The organism is Streptomyces sp. NPDC102259, from assembly GCF_044766465.1.
Classification (GTDB): domain Bacteria; phylum Actinomycetota; class Actinomycetes; order Streptomycetales; family Streptomycetaceae; genus Streptomyces.
In genome coordinates this window covers 129870-150668 of record NZ_JBIWMA010000010.1, presented here as the reverse complement: position 1 = coordinate 150668, position 20799 = coordinate 129870, and the positions used below count along the sequence as shown (strand labels likewise).

Here is a 20799-nt window from a genome sequence, read left to right as displayed (position 1 = left end):
AGGTCTCCCCGCGGCGAGCGGCGACGCGATACCGTGGCGTTCCTTTTCCCCACATGATCCTCGTGGCCGCCCTGGAGGTTCCGTGGTACAGGCGTACATCCTGATCCAGACGGAGGTCGGCAAAGCGTCGACCGTCGCCGAAGAGATCGGCAAAATCCCTGGCGTCGTCCAGGCCGAGGACGTGACGGGACCTTATGACGTGATCGTGCGGGCCCAGGCCGACACGGTGGACGACCTCGGCCGCATGGTGGTCGCCAAGGTCCAGCAGGTGGACGGGATCACCCGCACACTGACCTGCCCGGTCGTGCATCTGTAGCCCCCGTCTAACCTTGGCCGGTGAACCTTTTCCGGTACCGGCACCGCACTGTCCTCGGGCTGCCCGCTCTCGTTCTGCTGTTCGCGACCGCGGGCTGCTCCTCAGCAGACGACAGCGCGTCGACGGTGGTTCCCAGCCCCGGCGCGAACGCAACGAAGCTGTGCCGGAACCTGGACAAGGTACTGCCGTCGAAGGTGGACGGTGAGAGCCGCCACGATCCCGAGCCCGCCTCCGCGCTGACCGCGAGTTGGGGAGGCCCGGCGATCATACTGCGCTGCGGTGTCACGCGGCCGCCGAAGATGATCGACCCGAAGGTCGCCGAGGGCACCGACCCGGACGCGGTGGCCGGCGGGGTGAACGGCGTCGACTGGCTGATGGAGAAGCGGGACGGTGGGGGCAGCCGCTTCACCACGGCCAATCGGGGCGCGTATGTCGAGGTGACGGTGCCCGAGAGCGCGGACAGCTCCGGGGCTCTGGTCGATCTGGCTCCGGCCATCAAGAAGGCGATCCCCGTGGGGATCGCCGACTAGATCATCCGACCGGACCGGACCCGGATCGGTCCGGGTCCGGACCCGGACCCGGACCCGGACCGGTCAATCGTGGATCAGCGCAGGCCCGTCGACCTGCGCAGGGCCGCCTGCACCAGGCGGTCCACCAGCTCGGGGTAGTCGATGCCGGTCGCCTGCCACATCTGCGGGTACATCGAGATCGGGGTGAAGCCGGGCATCGTGTTGATCTCGTTGATGACGAACTCGCCCCCGTCCGTGAGGAAGAAGTCCGCCCTGACCAGGCCCTCGCAGGACGCCGCCTCGAAGGCGTCCACCGCGAGCCTGCGGACCTCGGCCGTCTCCTCGTCCGTCAGCGGCGCCGGGACGATCCCCGGGGTCGAGTCGAGGTACTTGGCGTCGAAGTCGTAGTACGCGTGCGCGTCCGGCGGCGGGATCTCGGCCGGGACGGAGGCGCGGGGGCCGTCCTCGAACTCCAGGACGCCGCACTCGATCTCGCGGCCCCGCAGCGCCGCCTCGACCAGGATCTTCGGGTCGTGGCGCTGGGCCTCGGCGATCGCCTCGTCGAGCCCGGACAGGTCGTCGACCTTGGTGATGCCGATGGACGAACCCGCGCGCGCGGGCTTCACGAAGAGCGGCCAGCCGTGCTCGCCGGCGAAGTCGACGATCTTCTTGCGGGCGGCCGCCTCGTTCTGCGCCCACTCGCGCGGCCGGATCACCACGTACGGGCCGACCTTGAGCCCGAAGGAGGTGAACACCCGCTTCATGTACTCCTTGTCCTGGCCGACGGCCGAGGCGAGCACACCCGCACCCACGTACGGGACGCCGGAGAGCTCCAGCAGACCCTGAAGGGTGCCGTCCTCGCCGTACGGGCCGTGCAGGACCGGGAAGACGACGTCGACCTCGCCGAGCGCCTTCGGCACCGATCCCGGCTCGTAGTAGACGACTTCGCGGTTGGCGGGATCGACGGGGAGCACCACGCCGCCGTCCCGCGACTCGGCGAGTTCGTCCACGTCGGGCGTCCGGCGCTCGGTGATCGCCATGCGCTCGGGTGCGTCGGCGGTGAGGAACCAGCGGCCCTCGCGCGTGATGCCGATCGGCAGGACCTCGTACTTGGTCCGGTCGATGGCCCGCAGGACCGCGCCGGCCGTGACCACGGAGATCCCGTGCTCGGAGCTGCGACCGCCGAAGACAACGGCCACCCGCGGCTTGCGGACGGGCTGCTGAGGGCTCTGGGGGAGGTTCTCGGTGCTCATATCGGCTTGAGAGTACCCGGTGGTAGGGCCGGGAGTCAGCGTCCGCCCACCGGGTCGCTCAGCGTCGCTCGGGCTTCGCGCTGCGCGACATCAGCTCCTTGAGAGCGACCACCGGCGGCTTGCCCTCGTGGACGATGCCGACGACCGTCTCGGTGATGGGCATGTCGACGCCGTGCCGACGGGCCAGATCCAGCACCGACTCACAGGACTTGACGCCCTCGGCGGTCTGCCGGGTGACCGCGATGGTCTCCTGGAGCGTCATGCCCTTGCCGAGGTTGGTGCCGAAGGTGTGGTTGCGGGAGAGCGGCGAGGAGCAGGTCGCCACCAGGTCACCGAGCCCGGCGAGTCCGGCGAAGGTCAGCGGGTCCGCGCCCATCGCGAGGCCGAGCCGGGTGGTCTCGGCGAGGCCGCGCGTGATCAGCGAGCCCTTGGCGTTGTCGCCGAGGCCCATGCCGTCCGCGATGCCGACCGCGAGGCCGATCACGTTCTTGACCGCGCCGCCCAGCTCGCAGCCCACCACGTCGGTGTTGGTGTACGGGCGGAAGTACGGCGTGTGGGAGGCGGCCTGGAGCTTCTGGGCGACGGCCTCGTCGGTGCAGGCGACCACGGCCGCGGCGGGCATCCGGGAGGCGATCTCCTTGGCGAGGTTGGGCCCGGTGACGACGGCGATCCGGCCCGGCCCCACCTTGGCGACGTCGTCGATGACCTCGCTCATCCGCATGGTCGTGCCGAGCTCGACGCCCTTCATCAGCGACACCAGGACGGTGTGGGGGGCGAGCAGCGGCGTCCAGTCGGCGAGGTTGGCGCGCAGAGTCTGCGAGGGGACCGCGAGGACGGTGAAGTCGGCGTCCCGGGCGGCCTCGGCCGCGTCGGCGGTGGCGCGCAGGTTGCGCGGGAGTTCGACGCCGGGGAGGTAGTCGGGGTTGGTGCGCGTGGAGTTGACCGCGTCGACGAGCTCGGGGCGGCGGGCCCACAGCGTCACCTCGCAGCCCGCGTCGGCCAGGACGCTGCCGAAGGCGGTTCCCCATGATCCCGTACCGAAGACGGCCGCCTTCACGGACTTGCTCACTTGCTGTTCTCCCCCTCGTGACTGGTCTGCGCGTGACCGGTCTGTGCGTGACTGGTCTGCGCGTGACCGGTCTGTGCGTGACTGGTCTGCGCGTGACTGGTCTGTGCGTTGCTCGTTTGCGCGTGTCCGGTCTGCGCACGGCCGGTCTGCGCGTGTCCGGACGCCGTGCCGTTGATCTCCGCCCGGGTGTCGGCACCGGCTTCCGCGGCGGTTTCGGCGCCGACCTCCGCCTGTGTGCGGCGGCGCTGCTCGATCCGCTCGCGGCGCGGGTCGTAGGGCGTCTCGGGCGCCTTCTCGCCGCGGATCTCCTCCAGCTGGGCGGTGATGGCCGCCATGATGACCTCCGTCGCCTCCTTGAGGAGCTCCGGGGTCATCTCGTGGCCGTAGAACCGGGTGAGGTCCACGGGCGGGCCCGCGAGGACGCGGTGGGTCTTGCGCGGAAGGATGTCGGGCTTCCTGGCGTACGGCGGCAGCAGTTCGTTGGCGCCCCACTGGGCGACGGGGATCACCGGGCACCTGGTTTGCAGGGCGACGCGCGCCGCACCGGTCTTGGCGGTCATGGGCCAGCCGTCGGGGTCGCGGGTGAGGGTGCCCTCGGGGTAGAACGCGACGCACTCGCCGCGCTCCACGGCGTCGATCGCGGCCCGGAAGGCGCTCAGCGCGTCCGTGCTCTCGCGGTAGACGGGGATCTGCCCGGTGCCGCGCATCGCGGCGCCGACGAACCCCTCCTTGAAAAGACCGCTCTTCGCGAGGAATCGCGGCACGCGTCCGCTGTTGTACTGGAAGTGCGCGTATGCGAAGGGATCGACATGCGAATTGTGGTTCACCGCGGTGATAAAGCCGCCCTCGGCCGGAATATGCTCCATTCCGTGCCAGTCCCGCTTGATCAGAACCACCAGCCAGGGTTTGCAGAGGACCGCAGCGAAGCGGTACCAGAAGCCGATTCTGCGGCGGGGCACGCGGACACCTTCCTCTAGGACTTCCCATGGCCTGCTCCGGGGCCTGGGGGCCGCACAAGTGTCGCCCCGGGCCGCCCGTCTGTCGAGAACACGGTACGCCCGCGCGTCCTCCCGGCGGATGGGCCGGGTGACAATGGCCGCGACACGAGAGGGACGGTACGCCGGTGCAGTGGACCTTGGTCATACCCCTGAAGCCCTTGGCGCTGGCCAAGAGCAGGCTCGCGGACACCGCCACCGACGGGCTGCGCCCGGGTCTCGCCCTCGCGTTCGCCGAGGACACCGTGGCCGCGGCTCTGGCCTCACCTGCGGTGCGGGATGTGGCAGTAGTCACGGACGACGCCCTGGCCGGCCGGGTCCTGGCGGCCCTGGGCGCCCGGATCGTCGCCGACGAGCCGCGCGGGGGCCTCAACGCCGCCCTGGCCCACGGGGCCGCCGCCGTCCGCGCTTTCCGTCCCGATTCCCCGCTCGCGGCCCTCAACGCCGATCTGCCGGCCCTGCGCCCCTCGGAATTGGCCCGGGTACTGGACGCGGCCGGGGAATTCCCCCGCTCTTTCCTCCCGGACGCGGCCGCGATCGGGACCACCCTTCTCGCCGTCGCCGCGGGCCGTGAATTGCTTCCCGCATTCGGCACGGATTCCCGTGCCCGGCACCGCGCCTCCGGGGCCGAGGAACTCCGTCTGCCGGGGGTGGATTCCGTTCGCCAGGACGTCGACACCGGCGAGGATCTGCGCGCGGCGCTGTCCCTGGGAGTGGGCCCCCGGACGGCCGCGGCGGCTGCGCGTCTGCTGATTCCGGGGCAGTAGGCTGCCGCCATGCAGGCGACCGCATACACGTACGACCCCGACACGCGCAGCGGACAGGTGCTCCTGGACGACGGCACACCGCTGCCCTTCGACGCGCCGGCGTTCGACGCGGGCGGGCTGCGGCTGCTGCGGCCCGGACAGCGCGTGCGCATCGAGGTGGAGGGGCCCAAGGACGGCCCCCGGATCACCCTGGTGACGCTACAGACGTTCTGAGGGGCCCGCGCTCTTCGCCGACGGCCCTCCCGGCATCCTCCGGACACGCGGGATCCTCCGGACACGCCGCGGGCCGGACTTCCGAGAGGGAGTCCGGCCCGGCGCGTGAGTGCCCCTGCTGTCCTACGCCTTGCGGGCGGTGGTCTTCTTGGCGGTGGTCTTGCGCGCGGTCGACTTCTTGGCGGGGGCCTTGGTCGCCGTCGCCTTCTTCGCGGCCGGGGCCTTCTTGGCCGTCGTCTTCTTGGCGGTGGCGGACTTCGCGGTGGTCGTCTTCTTGGCGGCCGCGGTCGTCTTCGTGGCGGTGGCCTTCTTCGCGGTGGTCTTCTTGGCGGTGGCCGTGGTCTTCTTCGCGGCCGCCGTCGTCTTCTTCGCGGGAGCGGCCTTCTTCGCGGCGGCCGACGCCCTCTTCGCCGGGGCGGCCTTCTTCGCGGCGGCCTTCTTGACCGTGGCGGAAGCGCCGCCGGTCAGGCTGCCCTTGGGGGCCTTCTTCACGGCGACCTCGCCACCGCGCGGGAGCTTCTTCGAGCCGCTCACCAGGTCCTTGAAGCCCTGTCCTGCGCGGAAGCGCGGAACGGACGTCTTCTTGACCCGAACCCGCTCGCCCGTCTGGGGGTTGCGAGCGTAGCGGGCCGGTCGGTCGACCTTCTCGAACGAACCGAAGCCGGTGACCGAGACCCGGTCGCCCGCGACCGTCGCGCGGACGATGGCGTCCAGGACCGCGTCGACCGCCTCGGCGGCCTGCTGGCGGCCGCCCACCTTGTCGGCAATCGCTTCTACGAGCTGCGCCTTGTTCACGTCTTCCCCTTCGGAGACATTAGCCGGAACGAAACTGTTCAAGCTTTTTCGCACGTTAGGCAGATATATACCGCAAATCAAACACGAAACGGGCTAATCACCCTTGTGCCGCAACGAAATCGGCCGCTCCGGAGACGATCAACGCTCCCCTTCGGGCATTCGCCCCTCGTCGAGGTCCGTCATGAACCGCTCCAGACGCCTTGTCGCATCGGCGAGATCGTGCTTGGCCGCGGCCGTAATGACCAGCAGCTTCCGGGTCAGCGCCATCCGTACGCCCTCCGGGACTTGCAGTGCGCGCACTCTTGTGTGCGCTTCCTTGAGCTGGTTCGCGACCGCCGTATAGAGCTCGAGTTGGCCGTCGTGTTCCATGCACAGATTGTGCCATCTGGGGCGAGTTGTCGCCCGCCCAGGGGGCAACTGCCGCCTCGAACGGCCGCCCCGGCACTTCCGGCGGTCGTGTCCACACAGGGCGCGTACCCCGGCAACAACCCCTCTAACGTGGGAAGTTGGGAGGGAGGGCGAAGATTCACGGGGCCGAACGGGTACAGACACAGCTGTACCCCCGATCGGACCGATCGGGGGTACGGCGGGGGTGTCGCGGTGGCCGAAACTCGACCTGCTCAGGGCCTTCTCGGGCCCCGCGCCCAGGTCGGGGTCAGACCGGGAGCGTCTTCGGCTTGTACGTCGGGCGCTTGGCCTCGTAGGTGGCGATGTCGGCCTCGTTCTGGAGGGTGATGGAGATGTCGTCCAGCCCGTTCAGCAGCCGCCAGCGGGAGTTCTCGTCCAGCTCGAAGGAGGCGGTGATGCCCTCGGCCCGCACCTCACGCGCCTCGAGGTCCACCGTGATCTCGGCCTGCGGGTCCTTCTCGGTGAGCTCCCACAGCGCGTCCACGATCTTCTGCTCCAGAACCACCGTGAGCAGGCCGTTCTTCAGCGAGTTGCCCCGGAAGATGTCGGCGAAGCGGGACGAGATCACGGCTTTGAAGCCGTAGTTCTGGAGTGCCCAGACGGCGTGCTCACGGGAGGAACCGGTGCCGAAGTCGGGACCGGCGACCAGAACGCTCGCGCCCTGCCGCTCGGGGCGGTTGAGGACGAAGGCCCCGTCCTTGCGCCAGGCCTCGAACAGACCGTCCTCGAACCCGTCCCGCGTGACCTTCTTGAGCCAGTGAGCAGGGATGATCTGGTCGGTGTCGACGTTGGAGCGACGCAGCGGGACGGCCCGGCCGGTGTGCGAGATGAATGCTTCCATGACTGATCAGACTCCAGCGGGCGTACGGGTCTCGGCGTCGGACAGGTCGGCCGGGGAGGCCAGGTGGCCCAGGACGGCCGTGGCGGCCGCGACCTGCGGCGACACCAGGTGCGTACGACCGCCCTTGCCCTGCCGGCCCTCGAAGTTGCGGTTGGACGTGGACGCCGAGCGCTCACCCGGGGCCAGCTGGTCGGGGTTCATGCCGAGGCACATCGAGCAGCCCGCGTGCCGCCACTCGGCGCCGGCCTCCTTGAAGACGACGTCCAGACCCTCGGAGACGGCCTGGAGACCGACCCGCACCGAGCCGGGGACGACCAGCATCCGTACGCCGTCGGCGACTTTGCGGCCCTCGACGATGGCGGCGGCGGCCCGCAGGTCCTCGATCCGACCGTTGGTGCACGAACCTACGAAGACTGTGTCCACGTTGATGGAGCGCAGCGGCTGACCGGCCTCCAACCCCATGTATTCCAGGGCCTTTTCGGCGGCGTGGCGCTCCGAAGCGTCTTCGTACGAAGCCGGGTCGGGGACGGCGGCCGAAAGCGGCGCGCCCTGACCGGGGTTGGTGCCCCAGGTGACGAACGGCGACAGCGCGGCGCCGTCGATGACGACCTCGGCGTCGAACTCGGCGTCCGCGTCCGTCTTCAGCGTCTTCCAGTACTCGACCGCCGCGTCCCAGTCCGCGCCCTCGGGGGCGTGGTCGCGGCCCTTGATGTACGCGAAGGTGGTCTCGTCGGGGGCGATCATGCCCGCGCGGGCGCCGGCCTCGATCGACATGTTGCAGATGGTCATCCGGGCTTCCATCGAGAGCTTCTCGATGGCGGCGCCCCGGTACTCCAGGATGTAGCCCTGGCCGCCGCCGGTACCGATCTTGGCGATGATCGCCAGGATCAGGTCCTTGGCCGTCACGGCGTCGGGCAGCTCGCCCTCGACCGTGATCGCCATGGTCTTGGGGCGGGCCAGCGGCAGCGTCTGGGTGGCCAGCACATGCTCGACCTGCGAGGTGCCGATGCCGAACGCCAGCGCGCCGAAGGCGCCGTGCGTGGAGGTGTGCGAGTCGCCGCAGACGACGGTGGTGCCGGGCTGGGTCAGACCCAGCTGCGGGCCGACGACGTGCACGACGCCCTGCTCGACGTCGCCGAGCGGATGCAGCCGCACGCCGAACTCGGCGCAGTTCTTGCGCAGCGTCTCCAGCTGGACGCGCGAGACCGGGTCGGCGATCGGCTTGTCGATGTCGAGGGTCGGGGTGTTGTGGTCCTCGGTCGCGATGGTGAGGTCGAGACGGCGCACCGGGCGGCCGTTCTGCCGCAGCCCGTCGAAGGCCTGCGGGCTGGTCACCTCGTGCAGGAGATGCAGATCGATGAAGAGGAGGTCGGGCTCGCCCTCGGCGCGCCGGACGACGTGGTCGTCCCAGACCTTCTCCGCGAGTGTCCTACCCATCGCTTTCCCTCCGGCCGGCAATGACGCACCGGCCCAACTAGAGATCTTGTGGAGGCGACGCCCGTTGCCCCTGTTCCCGGGCACCCGCCGCCAGGCCCGTTGGTCCGCGGGCCACCATGTGTCCAAGGGTTGCGCGTCTCACGGAAAAATGAACTTGCGTTTCACAGAGTGAGACGGGAGTATCGTTGCATGGACAACAGTAGCGGCGTCGGCGTTCTGGACAAGGCAGCCCTTGTCCTGAGCGCCCTGGAGTCCGGTCCGGCCACCCTCGCAGGCTTGGTCGCTGCCACCGGACTCGCACGACCCACGGCTCACCGGCTGGCCGTGGCCTTGGAACACCACCGTATGGTGGCGCGCGACATGCAGGGCCGGTTCATCCTCGGCCCCCGGCTGGCCGAGCTGGCCGCGGCCGCCGGCGAGGACCGTCTCCTCGCCACCGCCGGCCCGGTGCTGACGCATCTGCGTGACATCACGGGCGAGAGCGCGCAGCTCTACCGCCGCCAGGGCGACATGCGCATCTGCGTGGCCGCGGCGGAGCGTCTGTCCGGCCTTCGGGACACGGTCCCGGTCGGTTCCACGCTCACGATGAAGGCCGGTTCCTCGGCCCAGATCCTGATGGCCTGGGAGGAGCCCGAGCGTCTGCACCGCGGCCTCCAGGGCGCCCGCTTCACGGCGACGGCCCTGTCGGGCGTACGGCGCCGCGGCTGGGCCCAGTCCATCGGGGAGCGCGAGCCGGGCGTCGCCTCCGTGTCGGCGCCCGTCCGCGGCCCGTCCAACCGCGTGGTGGCCGCCGTCTCCGTCTCGGGCCCCATCGAGCGCCTGACCCGCCACCCCGGCCGGATGCACGCCCAGGCGATCATCGACGCTGCGGGCCGCCTCTCGGAGGCCCTGCGCAGGACCGGCTGACGCCGACCGGGGAAGGGGCCGCCTCAACGCCGCGGCAGCCCCTGAACCGACGGCAGCACCGACCTACGCCGGGGCGCGGGCTCGTCCGTGCCGACGCGCGACTCCGCCCGCGTGGGCGCGACCAGCCACCGCACACCCGCACCCGCACCCGCGAGACGACAGACCCCTACGACGCGGAACGGTGGGCGAATCGGTCCTTCGCGGACCGCCCCCGCTCCCCCAGCGGAACCTGCCCGTGCGCGGCCGCGAGACCGAACGCCGGCATGTCCCCGTAGATCGCCTCGTACGACCCCTCCGGCACGACGTACGTCTCGTGCCAGATCCCCACGTGCCCCCGCACCTTGCCGCCCCGCTCCATGCGGTTGATCTTCGCCCACGCCTCGTGGTGGAACGCGTCGGGCGCGCTCGCGTAGGCGTAGAGCTTCTCCTTGGACTCCCAGTACTGGACGACGTAGTACGTCCGTGGCGAGGCCGTCAGGAGCACCCGGGAGAGCAGGCCGCGGTCCGGCTCCTTCTTCAGCTCCGCCAGCATGCGGAACATGGCCCGCATGACCGGCACCCACTGGTGCACGGCCCAGAAGTGGTTGACGCGCATCCCGATCAGCAGGACGACCACGTCTCCCCGGGCGTCCGCGGTGGTACGGCTGACTGTGGAGGACATGCTTGGATAGTGCCGCTGACCAATGGAAGGCGCAAGGCATGCGGCTGGCCGAACTGAGCGAACGCAGCGGTGTGTCCACCGCCACGATCAAGTACTACCTGCGCGAGGGGCTCGTGCCGCCCGGCCGTCAGGTCAACGCCACGACCGCCGAGTACGACGAGGAGCATCTGCGCCGGCTGCGTCTGGTGCGGGCGATGATCCAGGTGGGCGGGCTGCCGGTGGCCACGGTCCGCGCGGTCCTCGGTCATGTCGACGACGACTCCCTGGGCCGCACGATGCGGCTCGGCTCGGCCCTGTGGGCGCTGCCGCAGGTCCCCGAGCCGGACGCGGAGGACGAGTACGTGCGCGCCGCCCACCGCGAGGCGGACGAACTGCTGCACGCCCTGGGCTGGTCGAACGCCCGGCTGCTGACGACCATCTCCCCCGCCTACCGCTCGCTGGTGGTGGCGGTGGCCGCGCTGCGCCGGCTCGGCTACGACTGGAACGCCGAACTTCTCGTGTCCTACGCCCGGTTGATGCACCGGGCGGCCGTGCTGGACCTGGACTTCGTGGAGACCCGGGAGTCGGAGCCGGAGCGGATCGAGGCGGCGGTGCTGGGCGCGATCCTCGTCGAGCCGATGATGCAGGCGCTGCACCGGCTGGCGCAGGAGGAGGAGTCGGCGCGGCGGTACGGCTTCGCCTGAGCCGGATGTCCGTACCTGCGGATAGGCAAAAAGCCCCCCGCCGAAACGAGGGGCTTTCCGATCATGTACCCCCGACCGGATTCGAACCGGCGCTACCGCCTTGAGAGGGCGGCGTGCTAGGCCGCTACACAACGGGGGCCTGGACTCTGCGTTTCCGCAGGTCCGAGCTGGTCTACCTGGACTCGAACCAAGAATGACGGTACCAGAAACCGTAGTGTTGCCAATTACACCATAGACCAAGGTGATTCAAGGAAAAGCGTACCCCCGACCGGATTCGAACCGGCGCTACCGCCTTGAGAGGGCGGCGTGCTAGGCCGCTACACAACGGGGGCCCTAGCGATCCTGCATCGAGGTGAGAGGGAGCTACCCGAGCTCTCCTCGCGGGAAGGATCTGTACCCCCGACCGGATTCGAACCGGCGCTACTGCCTTGAGAGGGCAGCGTGCTAGGCCGCTACACAACGGGGGCTTCGTGGAGTAGATCTCCACATGGTGCAGATGAGCTCTGCGAGCTGGCCTACCTGGACTCGAACCAAGACTAACTGAACCAGAATCAGTCGTGCTGCCAATTACACCATAGGCCACTGGAACGCAATCCCCGTAAGGGTTCTTGTTCTAGCGTTGCTCCTCCGGACCGGCCTTTCGGCCCGCTCCCCGGCGGCGCAGGAAGAACATTACCCGAAGGTGGACCGGGCTCCAAAACGGGTATCGGGGCCGAGGATCGCAGGCAGTTCGGCGAGCGAGACGATCCGGTGCCGTCCGGAGGGGAGCTCGACGGTGGCCGCACCGTAGCGGTCGATCCACACGGAGAGCAGTCCGGCGTCGGCGGCGCCCCGTCCGTCGATCTCCGGATGGTCACCGACGTAGGCCACCTGGTGCGGGGGCAGCGACAGGGCCTCGCAGGCCGCGAGGAAGGCACCGGCCTCCGGCTTGGAGACACCCAGTTCCGCCGCGCACAGGATGGCCTCGAAGCGGTCGTGGACGCCGAGGACGCGCAGCTTGTGGTCCTGGACGTGGATGCTGGAGTTGGAGAGCACCGCGTGGCGGTGGCTGGCGGCGAGGGCGTCCAGCACGGGCAGGACGTCCGGGAAGAGCGACCAGGCGGCCTCGTAGTGCGAGCGGTACCGCGTCAGCCAGTCGTCGGCCTCCGCGTCGGTCATCTCGCGGCCCAGGAACGCTCGTACCCGGTCCCGGCGCTGGTCCTCGAAGGTGATCCCGCCCGCCGAGAACCGGGCCCACTGCTGTTCGGTGACCTCCCGCCACCGCGCGAGGCCCTGCTCCGCGGTGCCGAACCGGTCGAGCAGCCCCTCGGCCGTCAGATAGGACCGCATGCCCTCGCGGTCGGCGGTCGTGTAGTCGAAGAGGGTGTCGTCCACGTCCCAGACCACGGCGAGGATGCTCATGATCCGACGGTAACGCGGAGGCGGCCGCCCTGTCCGGGAGATGCCGAAGGGGCGGCGCCCGGGTCGCCGGGCGCCGCCCCTTCGGGCACGGGTGGGGCTACGCGGCGAGCTTCGCCAGGGCCGCGTCGACGCGGGCCAGCGTCTTCTCCTTGCCCAGGATCTCCAGGGACTCGAAGAGCGGCAGGCCGACCGTGCGACCGGTGACGGCGACGCGGACCGGGGCCTGGGCCTTGCCGAGCTTGAGGCCGTGCGCCTCGCCGGCGGCCAGGACGGCCTCCTTCAGGGACTCGGCCGAGGTCCAGTCGGCCGCCGCCAGCTTCTCGCGGGCCGTCGCGAGCAGCGCGTCGCTGCCTTCCTTCATCGCCTTCGTCCAGCTGGCCTCGTCGACGGCCGGCTCCGGGAGGAAGAGGAAGTCGACGTTGTCGGTGATCTCCGACAGCACCTTCAGACGGGTCTGGGCGTGCGGGGCGATCGCCTCCCACTTGGCCTCGTCGAAGTCCTCGGGGGCCCAGGGGGCGTAGGGGGCCTTCAGCCAGGGCGCGCAGCGCTCCGTGAAGTCCTTCACGTCCAGCAGGCGGATGTGGTCGGCGTTGATCGCCTCGCACTTCTTCAGGTCGAAGCGCGCCGGGTTGGGGTTGACGTCCGCGATGTCGAAGGCCGCGGTCATCTCGTCCATCGTGAAGATGTCCTGGTCGGCCGAGAGCGACCAGCCGAGCAGCGAGAGGTAGTTGAGCAGGCCCTCGGGGAGGAAGCCGCGCTCGCGGTAGAGGTTGAGCGAGGACTCCGGGTCCCGCTTCGACAGCTTCTTGTTGCCCTCGCCCATCACGTACGGCAGGTGACCGAAGTGCGGGGTCCCCTGGGCGATGCCCAGGTCGGTCAGCGCCTTGTAGAGGGCGATCTGGCGGGGGGTCGAGGAGAGCAGGTCCTCGCCCCGCAGGACGTGCGTGATCTCCATCAGCGCGTCGTCGACCGGGTTGACCAGCGTGTACAGCGGGGCGCCGTTCGCGCGGACGATGCCGTAGTCGGGCACGTTCTCCGGGGTGAACGTCAGCTCGCCGCGGACCAGGTCCGTGAAGGTGATCGTCTCGTCGGGCATGCGGAAGCGGACGATCGGGGTGCGGCCCTGGGCCTTGTACTCCGCCACCTGCGTCTCGGTGAGGTCGCGGCAGTGGCCGTCGTAGCCGGAGGGCCGGCCGGCGGCGCGGGCGGCGTCGCGGCGGGTGTCCAGCTCCTCCTGGGAGCAGTAGCAGTGGTAGGCGTGGCCGGCGTCGAGGAGCTTGCGGGCGACGTCGGCGTAGAGGTCCATGCGCTGCGACTGGCGGTACGGCGCGTGCGGGCCGCCGACCTCGGGGCCCTCGTCCCAGTCGAAGCCCAGCCAGCGCAGCGAGTCCAGGAGCTGGTCGTAGGACTCCTCGGAGTCACGGGCCGCGTCGGTGTCCTCGATGCGGAAGACCAGCGTGCCCTGGTGGTGCTTGGCGAACGCCCAGTTGAACAGGGCGGTGCGGACCAGGCCCACGTGGGGGTTACCGGTGGGCGAGGGACAGAAACGGACGCGTACGGGGGAGCCGGGTGCGCTAGCCACGCTTGACAACCTTGTTGGTGAGAGTGCCGATGCCTTCGATGGTGACGGCGACCTCGTCGCCGACGACCAGGGGGCCTACCCCTGCCGGGGTGCCCGTGAGGATCACGTCGCCGGGGAGCAGCGTCATGGCCTCGGAGATGTTGACGATCAGATCCTCGATCGAGTGGATCATCTCGCTGGTGCGGCCGAGCTGCCGTTGCTCCCCGTTGACCGTCAGCTGGACGGTGAGGTCGCTCGCGGTCTCGAGGTCCAGACCGGTCTCCACCCAGGGGCCCAGCGGGCACGAGGTGTCGAAGCCCTTGGCCCGGGCCCACTGCTTCTCGCGCTTCTGGACGTCGCGGGCGGTGACGTCGTTCGCGCAGGTGTAGCCGAAGATCACGTCCTTGACGCGCTCGCGCGGCACCTCGCGGCAGAGCCGGCCGATGACCACGGCGAGTTCGGCCTCGTGATGGACCTCCTCGGAGAAGGCCGGGTACTGGATGGCGTCGCCGGGGCCGATCACCGAGGTGGACGGCTTGAAGAAGGCGAACGGGGCGTCCGGCACCTCGTTGCCCAGCTCGCGCGCGTGCTCGGCGTAGTTGCGGCCGAAGGCCACGACCTTGTTGGGCAGGACGGGCGGGAGCAGCCGGACCTTGCTCAACGGCACCTTGGTGCCGGAGAGCTCGAAGTCCGTGAACGGGATGCCCTTGATGATGTCGAGGACGAGCTCGTCCGGCTTGTCGCCCTCGACCGCGCCGAAGGCGACGTTCCCGTCGATGGAGAACCTGGCGATGCGCACGGGTTGGTTGGCCCCTTGACTGAGCTGACTGGAGTGTGACGCTCCAGGCTAACGCGGAAGGGCGTCCCCGGCCGGGGACGCCCTTGACATCCGTGGGTGGCCGCCTTGAGCATTCGGCGGCCGGTGCCCGTATCTCCGCGTGAAGATCTACTCGGCGACGGAGGCCGCGACCGGCATCTCCATGAGGATGGTGCGCTTGGGATTCGCAGTCTGGGCGGGAAGCTCGACGGAGTGCTCCTGCTGCTCCGGGAGCTGGAGTTCGTCGGCGTCCTTGAGGTGCGCCAGGGTCGTACGCCGGGGGTTGGCGATCTTGTGGAACATCGTCGTCGTCTTCACTGTTGTACGTGACCCTGTCGTGTCCGGGCGTCCGGGATGCCCTCAAGGGCCTCCGCACAGACGCGGTTTGTCGGATGTGCCATCCCTGTAAAGCGTCAGGCTAAACACGCGATTCCCGGTGAAGACGTGAAGGTCGCATGATCAGCGTGTGAGTTTGCTCACGAATCAATGGGCAAACCGGTCATTTCCGACTGACGGGTGACCGTCATGAAACGGACATACGCCACCTGAAGCGCTCATTCCGCTCCTGATCATGGCGACTGGGACACCACTCGACCGCCACCCCTTCGCACCCTTATGTCTGCCTTATACGGGATCGGTTTCTACATCCCGTAACTTGACCCTCACGTCGTGTCACGGATGTCACAGCCTGGCCAACGGGCCTTGTTGGAGATCCTGCACTGTGCTGGAATTCCTCGGACCGCCGCGGGATCGAGCCGGCGCACAGAGGGCGCTCAGCGCGCCCGGTGGCGGCGAGACAGGGGGAGCCAGCGCCGGTTACTCACGACCAATTGGGGGGCGTATTCAGGACGCCCCTCAACACGCCGACACCGTCCTTCCGTTCACGCGGAGGGGCGCCTGGTCCAGAGGTTGCGACGCTAGTGCAGGGACGTTTCAAGAGGGATGGCAGCGCTTCGGCCGAGCCGGAGCCGCACGGCGGGACTGGCCCGATGGCAGTCGGCTCCTCGCCCCAGCACGCCCAGAACCCGGGCCCCAATCCGTCCGGCGACGGCGGTGAGCGCTCCGGGCGTCCCGGTGCGTCCGCGTCGCCGAGTTCTCCTCCCCCGGCTCCGACGAAGCCGCCGAGTGGTCCCAGCGGCCCCGGCCCGCGGGTGGCGCTGCGCAACTGGCGCATCTCCACGCGTCTGGTGGCGCTGCTGACCCTGCCCGTGGTCGCGGCCACCTCGCTGGGCGCGCTGCGCATCAACCAGTCGATGGACGACATCCAGCAGCTCGACAACATGAAGCTGCTGACGGACATGACCAAGCAGGCCACCGACCTGGCCGACGCGCTCCAGGACGAGCGCGACCGCTCGGCCGGCCCGCTGGCGCACAACGGCAAGGCGACCGACCCCGGGATCAAGGGCTACCGCGAGAAGACGGACCGCGCGCTGAGCGCCTTCCAGGACTCGTCGGAGGAGATCGACGGCGCCACCGCCGACGGCAACCTCCAGGGCGTCCGGGACAGCCTCGTCGGTCTGCTGAGCGACCTCGGCAACCTCGCCAAGGTCCGGACGACGGCCTACGCGGAGAAGGACAACTCCACCCAGACGGTGGAGGCCTACCACCGCCTCATCACCAGCCTGCTCGACCTCTCGCAGGACATGGCGCAGGCCACGAGCAACCCGGAGATGATCCAGCGCACGCGTGCGCTGGCCGCCTTCTCCTCCGCCAAGGAGTACGCCTCCGTCCAGCGCGCCGTGCTCGCGGCGGCGCTGCCGGTGGGCAACACCGTCTACGGCGACCTCTCCGAGAACGACCGGCAGTACGCCGAGGCCGCTCTCGAGAACCAGGAGTCCGAGCTCGCGAGTTTCCGCAGCATCTACGGCGACAGCGGCGCGGAGGAGCTGCTGAAGCCGATCGAGCTGGGCAACCCGGTCATCGAGGACGCGGACACCTACGCCAACCGGGCGCTCAGCTCCTCCAGCGGCCTGGAGTCGCTGGACAAGCAGTCGTACCAGGACTGGATCGACGCCAGCTCCACCAAGATCAAGCAGATGACCAACATCGAGCTCACGCTGCTCGAGGACATGGAGCAGAAGGCGCGTGAGCTGCGCGCCGCGTCGGAGCGCGAAGCGATCATCTCCGGTGCGCTCATCCTGCTCGTGCTCGGTGTCTCGCTGGTCGGCGCGTTCGTCGTCGCCCGGTCCATGATCCGTTCGCTGCGCCGCCTCCAGGAGACCGCCACCAAGGTCGCCCAGGACCGGCTGCCCGAGCTGGTCAAGCAGCTGTCCGAGTCCGACCCGCAGGACGTCGACACGTCCGTGGAGTCGGTCGGTGTGCACTCCCGGGACGAGATCGGCCAGGTGGCCGCGGCCTTCGACGACGTGCACCGCGAGGCGGTCCGCCTCGCCGCCGAGCAGGCCCTGCTGCGGGGCAACGTCAACGCGATGTTCACCAACCTCTCGCGTCGCTCCCAGGGTCTGATCCAGCGCCAGCTGTCGCTGATCTCCGAACTGGAGTCCCGCGAGGCCGACCCGGACCAGCTGTCCTCGCTCTTCAAGCTCGACCACCTCGCGACCCGCATGCGCCGTAACGGTGAGAACCTCCTCGTCCTCGCGGGTGAGGAGCCCGGCCGTCGCTGGACCCGTCCGGTCCCGCTGGTCGACGTGCTGCGTGCCGCCGCGTCCGAGGTGGAGCAGTACGAGCGCATCGAGCTGTCCTCCGTGCCGACCACCGAAGTGGCCGGCCGGGTCGTCAACGACCTCGTGCACCTCCTCGCCGAGCTGCTCGAGAACGCCACCTCGTTCTCGTCCCCGCAGACCAAGGTCAAGGTCACCGGTCACGCGCTGCCCGACGGCCGCGTCCTGATCGAGATCCACGACACCGGCATCGGCCTCTCCCCCGAGGACCTCGCCGCGATCAACGAGCGACTCGCGTCGCCGCCCACCGTGGACGTGTCGGTCTCCCGACGCATGGGTCTGTTCGTGGTCGGCCGGCTGTCGCAGCGGCACGGCATCCGCATCCAGCTGCGTCCCTCGGACTCCGGTGGCACGACCGCGCTGGTCATGCTCCCCGTGGACGTCGCCCAGGGCGGCAAGAAGCCTCAGCCCAAGCCCGGTCAGAGCAGCGTCGCGGGTGGTCCCGCCGCCGCGCAGGCCGCCGCGGGCGTCGCCGCCGCGCGTCGCCAGAACGGCTCGCAGAACGGCTCGCAGGGCGGCGCCCTCGGCTCCGCTCCCGGCGCCGGCGGCCGGCTCGCCCCGGGTCAGGGTCCCCGGGCCGCGCTGCCCGGCCGTGACGGCGGTGGCCGTCCCGGTGGTCAGCCGCCGCGCGGACCGCAGCAGCCTCCGGCCTCCCCCCAGCAGGGCCGACCGGCTCCGGCCGGTGCGGGTTCCGGCTTCGGCGGCCAGACGCCGGGCGCGCCGCAGGGTCTCCAGGCGGCCGGTACCACCCCCCAGGGTGTGGACATGTTCGGCGGACGTCCGACGCAGCAGCGGGGCAACAAGGCGGATCAGGGCGGCCGCGGCCGCCAGCCGCAGCTGCCGCCGCGCGGTGGTCCGCGCGCCGAGCTGCCCGGCGGCAACCCGCAGCCGCGGGTGACCAGCTGGGGCGACGAGAACGCCCAGCCGCCGGTGTCGCGCAGCCCGCTGGACGCCCCGCGCGGTCACGAGGAGCCGGACGTCGCCCAGACGTCGCGCATGCCGCGCTTCGACGACCGGCAGGGTCCCGGCGCCACCGCCGAGATACCGGCGATCCCGCGCACCGACGACCGCCAGGCCCCGGCGGGTCCCGCCGACTTCGGCCGTCCCGTCGCGAACGGTCTCCACAGCACGGGCCAGTTCCCGGTCGTGGCCAACCCCCAGACGGGTCCGGGCGGACGGCAGGACACCAGCCAGTTCCAGCGTCCCGGCACCAGCGGCCAGCAGGACGAGAACGGCTTCACCCGGTCCGACGTCTTCGGCGCACCGGGCGGCCAGAACGCCTCGGCGGCCCCGAACCAGTTCGCCCCGCAGGCGTACGACAACGGCTCCACCGGCCAGTTCCCCGCACCCGGCTACGACGGCTCCTCGACCGGTCAGCACTCGCTGCCCGGCCGCCAGGACCCCTCGTCCACCGGCCAGTTCGCCGCTCCGCAGTCGGGTGGCTACGGCAACCCCGCGCAGCCGACCGGTCCGGTGCGTCACGTCGGGCGTCCGGAGCCGGAGGCGCTGCCCCCGGCCTCGGGTCCCGGTGACGGGCGTACCCCGCTCTACGACACGCTGGAGACCAACTGGTTCCACGGTCAGCAGGCGGGCGGTGCGGCCCAGGCTCCGCAGCAACAGCAGCAGCACCAGGAGCCGCAGGCTCCGGCTGCCCCCCAGCGTCCCGCCGCCGCCAATGCCTCCTGGCGCACCTCGCCGAACGACGAACTCGTCCGGCAGGCCGAGCGGGTCAGGCAGCCGGCCGCGGGCGGCGTCACCACTTCCGGCCTGCCGCGCCGGGTGCCCAGGGCGAACCTCGTCCCGGGCACGGCTCAGCAGCAACAGCACCAACCCGGTCCGCAGGTCTCGCGTGCGCCTGACGACGTACGCGGACGGCTGACCAATCTCCGTCGGGGCATCGCGCAGGGTCGTCAGGCCGGCAACGGTCAGACCGGCAGTTTCCCGAGCCCCACTCACCAGCAGGAGCGTTAGTTGAGTCAGATGAGCCAGGCGGCACAGAACCTGAACTGGTTGATCACCAACTTCGTGGACAACACCCCTGGGGTGTCCCACACCGTTGTCGTGTCCGCCGACGGGCTCCTGCTCGCGATGTCCGAGGGCTTCCCGCGCGACCGTGCCGACCAGTTGGCGGCCGTCGCGTCGGGGCTGACCTCGCTGACGGCCGGCGCCTCCCGGATCTTCGAGGGCGGCAGCGTCGCGCAGACCGTCGTCGAGATGGAACGAGGGTTCCTCTTCCTCATGTCCGTCTCGGACGGCTCGTCGCTCGCCGTCCTCGCACACCCCGAGTGCGACATCGGCCTCGTCGGCTACGAGATGACACTGCTTGTCGACCGCGCGGGCGCGGTCCTCACGCCCGACCTGCGCGCCGAACTCCAGGGCAGTCTGCTCCACTGACCCGCCCCAGCACTACCCGCCTCACGAAATCACCGTCCGGCCGACACAATCCCCCCACCGGCCTCGACGGACGGCACGACTGACCGCGAATGCTGTCCCGCCCGGAGGATCCATGACCCCGCCCACCGCCCATCATGATCCGTACGCGGAGCCGTACGGGGATGAGGGCGACCAGCCGCTGGTGCGTCCGTACGCGATGACCGGCGGCCGGACGCGGCCGCGCTATCAGCTGGCCATCGAGGCACTGATCAGCACGACGGCCGACCCGGCAGCGCTCATGGGGCTGCTCCCGGAGCACCAGCGCATCTGCCATCTGTGCCGCGAGGTGAAGTCGGTCGCGGAGGTCTCCGCTCTCCTGGCCATGCCGCTGGGGGTGGCGCGGATCCTGGTCGCGGACCTCGCCGAGGCCGGACTGGTGGCCATCCACCAGCCGGGCGGCGACGAGAACAACGGCGGCGCTCCGGACGTGACGCTGCTCGAAAGGGTGCTCAGTGGACTTCGCAAGCTCTGACGGGGGGCGGGCCACCACCTCCGCGAAGATCGTGGTGGCGGGGGGCTTCGGCGTGGGCAAGACCACGTTCGTGGGCGCCGTCTCCGAGATCAACCCGCTGCGCACGGAGGCCGTGATGACGTCCGCGAGCGCGGGCATCGACGACCTCACCCACACGGGAGACAAGACCACCACCACGGTGGCCATGGACTTCGGACGTATCACGCTCGACCAGGACCTGATCCTCTACCTGTTCGGTACGCCGGGTCAGGACCGGTTCTGGTTCATGTGGGACGACCTGGTGCGCGGTGCGATCGGCGCGATCGTCCTGGTGGACACCCGCCGTCTCGCCGACTGCTTCCCGGCGGTCGACTACTTCGAGAACAGCGGCCTGCCGTTCGTCGTCGCGCTCAACGGCTTCGACGGCTCGCAGCCGTACCAGCCCGAGGAAGTGCGCGAGGCGCTGCAGATCGGACCGGACACCCCGATCATCACGACGGACGCCCGGCACCGCTCGGACGCCAAGAGCGCGCTGATCACGCTGGTCGAGCACGCGCTCATGGCGCGACTGCGGTAATTTTCAAGCACCTGGTGACGTACGG

General features: G+C 70.1%; 22 protein-coding genes and 5 tRNA genes. 10 read left to right on the top strand and 17 right to left on the bottom strand.

The annotated features are described in order from the left end of the window. The first annotated feature begins 82 nt into the window (after positions 1 to 82). Both ACIRPU_RS23605 and ACIRPU_RS23600 read left to right on the top strand, forming a co-directional pair. On the top strand, positions 83 to 316 hold the full coding sequence (locus ACIRPU_RS23605; RefSeq protein WP_020128743.1) for an Lrp/AsnC family transcriptional regulator: 234 nt from the start codon (positions 83 to 85) through the stop codon (positions 314 to 316). Between the two features lie 20 nt (positions 317 to 336). Beyond that, entirely contained in the window at positions 337 to 846 is a 510-nt protein-coding gene (locus ACIRPU_RS23600) for a DUF3515 domain-containing protein (RefSeq protein WP_403870414.1), read from the top strand. A gap of 74 nt (positions 847 to 920) precedes the next feature. On the opposite strand, the gene ACIRPU_RS23595 is transcribed toward ACIRPU_RS23600, so the two are convergent. From ACIRPU_RS23595 to ACIRPU_RS23585, 3 genes are read right to left on the bottom strand one after another with little or no spacing between them, the layout of a single operon-like run. After that, positions 921 to 2078, bottom strand: coding sequence for a D-alanine--D-alanine ligase family protein (locus tag ACIRPU_RS23595; RefSeq protein ID WP_403870411.1), 1158 nt, complete (start codon positions 2076 to 2078; stop codon positions 921 to 923). Positions 2079 to 2136: 58 nt separating this feature from the next. Then, on the bottom strand, positions 2137 to 3147 hold the full coding sequence (locus ACIRPU_RS23590) for an NAD(P)H-dependent glycerol-3-phosphate dehydrogenase (protein WP_355705203.1): 1011 nt from the start codon (positions 3145 to 3147) through the stop codon (positions 2137 to 2139). Then, positions 3144 to 4106 carry a lysophospholipid acyltransferase family protein gene (locus ACIRPU_RS23585; protein WP_403870407.1) on the bottom strand — a complete coding sequence of 321 codons (963 nt, stop codon included), beginning with the start codon at positions 4104 to 4106 and terminating at the stop codon, positions 3144 to 3146. The genes ACIRPU_RS23590 and ACIRPU_RS23585 overlap by 4 nt, the downstream gene beginning before the upstream one ends. A gap of 164 nt (positions 4107 to 4270) precedes the next feature. On the opposite strand from ACIRPU_RS23585, the gene cofC reads away from it, so the two are divergent. Further along, positions 4271 to 4909, top strand: coding sequence for a 2-phospho-L-lactate guanylyltransferase (cofC, locus tag ACIRPU_RS23580; RefSeq protein WP_403870404.1), 639 nt, complete (start codon positions 4271 to 4273; stop codon positions 4907 to 4909). Positions 4910 to 4918: 9 nt separating this feature from the next. Next, on the top strand, positions 4919 to 5122 hold the full coding sequence (locus ACIRPU_RS23575) for a hypothetical protein (protein ID WP_055634327.1): 204 nt from the start codon (positions 4919 to 4921) through the stop codon (positions 5120 to 5122). Positions 5123 to 5245: 123 nt separating this feature from the next. Here ACIRPU_RS23575 and ACIRPU_RS23570 read toward each other — a convergent pair whose 3' ends face one another. The 4 genes from ACIRPU_RS23570 to leuC form a co-directional block, all read right to left on the bottom strand. Beyond that, the gene (locus tag ACIRPU_RS23570; protein ID WP_384117601.1) at positions 5246 to 5917 is read right to left on the bottom strand and encodes an HU family DNA-binding protein; all 672 of its coding nucleotides are present in this window, start codon (positions 5915 to 5917) and stop codon (positions 5246 to 5248) included. 138 nt (positions 5918 to 6055) lie between these two features. After that, positions 6056 to 6286, bottom strand: coding sequence for a hypothetical protein (locus ACIRPU_RS23565; RefSeq protein WP_355705207.1), 231 nt, complete (start codon positions 6284 to 6286; stop codon positions 6056 to 6058). Positions 6287 to 6572: 286 nt separating this feature from the next. Further along, complete coding sequence (gene leuD, locus ACIRPU_RS23560) at positions 6573 to 7166, bottom strand: 3-isopropylmalate dehydratase small subunit (RefSeq protein ID WP_355705208.1); 594 nt, start codon at positions 7164 to 7166, stop codon at positions 6573 to 6575. Positions 7167 to 7172: 6 nt separating this feature from the next. Further along, the gene (gene leuC / locus ACIRPU_RS23555; RefSeq protein ID WP_351763556.1) at positions 7173 to 8603 is read right to left on the bottom strand and encodes a 3-isopropylmalate dehydratase large subunit; all 1431 of its coding nucleotides are present in this window, start codon (positions 8601 to 8603) and stop codon (positions 7173 to 7175) included. Positions 8604 to 8792: 189 nt separating this feature from the next. Between leuC and ndgR the strand changes: the two genes are divergently transcribed. Next, positions 8793 to 9509, top strand: a complete 717-nt coding sequence (ndgR, locus tag ACIRPU_RS23550) for an IclR family transcriptional regulator NdgR (RefSeq protein WP_031034192.1) — start codon at positions 8793 to 8795, stop codon at positions 9507 to 9509. Between the two features lie 166 nt (positions 9510 to 9675). Here the strand turns inward: ndgR and ACIRPU_RS23545 are convergent, their stop codons facing one another. After that, entirely contained in the window at positions 9676 to 10170 is a 495-nt protein-coding gene (locus tag ACIRPU_RS23545; protein ID WP_403870398.1) for a DUF4188 domain-containing protein, read from the bottom strand. Positions 10171 to 10208: 38 nt separating this feature from the next. Here ACIRPU_RS23545 and ACIRPU_RS23540 point away from each other — a divergent pair, with 38 nt between their 5' ends. Beyond that, positions 10209 to 10853, top strand: a complete 645-nt coding sequence (locus ACIRPU_RS23540) for a MerR family transcriptional regulator (RefSeq protein WP_403870395.1) — start codon at positions 10209 to 10211, stop codon at positions 10851 to 10853. A gap of 66 nt (positions 10854 to 10919) precedes the next feature. On the opposite strand, the gene ACIRPU_RS23535 is transcribed toward ACIRPU_RS23540, so the two are convergent. The 9 genes from ACIRPU_RS23535 to ACIRPU_RS23495 form a co-directional block, all read right to left on the bottom strand. Then, positions 10920 to 10992: transfer RNA gene (locus tag ACIRPU_RS23535), tRNA-Glu, on the bottom strand. Positions 10993 to 11020: 28 nt separating this feature from the next. After that, a tRNA-Gln gene (locus ACIRPU_RS23530) sits at positions 11021 to 11092 on the bottom strand. A gap of 20 nt (positions 11093 to 11112) precedes the next feature. Further along, a tRNA-Glu gene (locus ACIRPU_RS23525) sits at positions 11113 to 11185 on the bottom strand. A gap of 62 nt (positions 11186 to 11247) precedes the next feature. Next, positions 11248 to 11320 (bottom strand) — tRNA-Glu (locus tag ACIRPU_RS23520). Between the two features lie 43 nt (positions 11321 to 11363). After that, positions 11364 to 11435 (bottom strand) — tRNA-Gln (locus ACIRPU_RS23515). 90 nt (positions 11436 to 11525) lie between these two features. Beyond that, entirely contained in the window at positions 11526 to 12254 is a 729-nt protein-coding gene (locus ACIRPU_RS23510; protein WP_384117613.1) for an HAD family hydrolase, read from the bottom strand. A 97-nt stretch (positions 12255 to 12351) separates the two neighbouring features. Further along, positions 12352 to 13836: a glutamate--tRNA ligase gene (gene gltX / locus ACIRPU_RS23505; protein WP_403870391.1), complete on the bottom strand. Its 1485-nt coding sequence runs from the start codon at positions 13834 to 13836 to the stop codon at positions 12352 to 12354. Next, on the bottom strand, positions 13829 to 14614 hold the full coding sequence (locus tag ACIRPU_RS23500) for a fumarylacetoacetate hydrolase family protein (RefSeq protein ID WP_355705211.1): 786 nt from the start codon (positions 14612 to 14614) through the stop codon (positions 13829 to 13831). Before ACIRPU_RS23500 ends, gltX begins: the two co-directional genes overlap by 8 nt. Before the next feature lie 147 nt (positions 14615 to 14761). Further along, positions 14762 to 14950 (bottom strand): hypothetical protein, encoded by a 189-nt coding sequence (locus ACIRPU_RS23495; RefSeq protein WP_355705212.1) that lies wholly within the window; start codon positions 14948 to 14950, stop codon positions 14762 to 14764. Positions 14951 to 15552: 602 nt separating this feature from the next. On the opposite strand from ACIRPU_RS23495, the gene ACIRPU_RS23490 reads away from it, so the two are divergent. The 4 genes from ACIRPU_RS23490 to ACIRPU_RS23475 all read left to right on the top strand — a co-directional run bounded on the left by ACIRPU_RS23490 (position 15553) and on the right by ACIRPU_RS23475 (position 20774). Beyond that, positions 15553 to 19284, top strand: a complete 3732-nt coding sequence (locus tag ACIRPU_RS23490) for a nitrate- and nitrite sensing domain-containing protein (RefSeq protein WP_403870387.1) — start codon at positions 15553 to 15555, stop codon at positions 19282 to 19284. Between the two features lie 9 nt (positions 19285 to 19293). Continuing rightward, positions 19294 to 19707 (top strand): roadblock/LC7 domain-containing protein, encoded by a 414-nt coding sequence (locus tag ACIRPU_RS23485; protein ID WP_020128762.1) that lies wholly within the window; start codon positions 19294 to 19296, stop codon positions 19705 to 19707. Positions 19708 to 19819: 112 nt separating this feature from the next. After that, positions 19820 to 20218, top strand: coding sequence for a DUF742 domain-containing protein (locus ACIRPU_RS23480; protein ID WP_009190816.1), 399 nt, complete (start codon positions 19820 to 19822; stop codon positions 20216 to 20218). Then, positions 20199 to 20774, top strand: coding sequence for an ATP/GTP-binding protein (locus tag ACIRPU_RS23475; RefSeq protein ID WP_054239771.1), 576 nt, complete (start codon positions 20199 to 20201; stop codon positions 20772 to 20774). Before ACIRPU_RS23480 ends, ACIRPU_RS23475 begins: the two co-directional genes overlap by 20 nt. Positions 20775 to 20799 lie beyond the last annotated feature (25 nt).